Source organism: Neorhizobium sp. BETTINA12A, assembly GCF_023006485.1.
Taxonomy (GTDB): Bacteria; Pseudomonadota; Alphaproteobacteria; order Rhizobiales; family Rhizobiaceae; genus Neorhizobium.
Window position 1 is genome coordinate 1 of record NZ_JALBGW010000334.1, and the last position, 1,230, is coordinate 1,230.

General features: G+C 66.3%; 1 protein-coding gene. It reads left to right on the forward strand.

Translation table 11 applies throughout. The features are described from left to right. On the forward strand, window positions 1-1,230 hold a 1,230-nt coding region (locus MOV61_RS29965), incomplete at both ends, for a carboxyl transferase domain-containing protein (protein ID WP_247139184.1).

Here is a 1,230-nt window from a genome sequence, read left to right on the forward strand (position 1 = left end):
TGTGAAGCGCGGCAAGCTCCTTCCGCGCGAGCGGATCGCTCGGCTGCTGGATCACGGTTCGCCCTTTCTCGAAATCGGCGCCACCGCCGCGCATGGGCTTTACGGCGGGGCGAGCCCGTCGGCCGGCATCGTCACCGGCATCGGCCGGGTCGAGGGCCGCGAGGTGATGATCGTCGCCAATGACGCCACCGTCAAAGGCGGCACCTATTACCCGATGACGGTCAAGAAACACCTGCGCGCCCAGGAGATCGCCGAGGAGAACCGGCTGCCTTGCGTCTATCTGGTCGATTCCGGCGGCGCCAACCTGCCGAACCAGGACGAGGTGTTTCCCGACCGCGATCATTTCGGCCGCATCTTCTTCAATCAGGCCCGCATGTCGGCGAAGGGCATCGCCCAGATCGCCGCGGTGATGGGCTCCTGCACCGCAGGCGGCGCCTATGTGCCGGCGATGTCCGACGAGGCGATCATCGTCAAGGACCAGGGAACGATCTTCCTCGCCGGTCCACCGCTGGTAAAGGCTGCGACGGGTGAGGAAGTCTCGGCCGAGGATCTGGGCGGCGGCGATGTGCACACCCGCCTCTCCGGCGTGGCGGATCATCTCGCCCGCGACGACGCCCATGCGCTCGCGCTGGTCCGCCGCGCCGTTGCCGGGCTGAACACCCGCAAGCCGGATACCGTGATGCTGGCGACGCCCGAAGAGCCGCTCTACGATCCGGAAGAAATCGCTTCCATCGTACCGTCCTCTCTGAGCACGCCCTACGACATCCGTGAAGTTATCGCCCGCGTGGTGGACGGCTCGCGGTTCGACGAGTTCAAGGCGCGGTTCGGCATGACGCTGGTCTGCGGCTTCGCGCATGTCTTCGGGGTCCCGGTCGGCATCGTCGCCAACAATGGCGTGCTGTTTTCCGAAAGCGCCCAGAAGGGCGCGCATTTCATCGAACTCTGCTCGCAGCGAAAGATCCCGCTGGTCTTCCTGCAGAACATCACCGGCTTCATGGTCGGCCGCAGATATGAGGCGGAGGGCATCGCCAAGCACGGCGCCAAGCTGGTGACGGCGGTTGCGACCACGTCCGTGCCGAAGGTCACGATCCTGCTTGGCGGTTCCTTCGGCGCCGGCAATTACGGCATGGCCGGCCGCGCCTATTCCCCGCGTTTCCTCTGGACATGGCCGAACAGCCGCATCTCGGTCATGGGCGGCCCGCAAGCCGCCGGCGTGCTGGCCACCGTCCG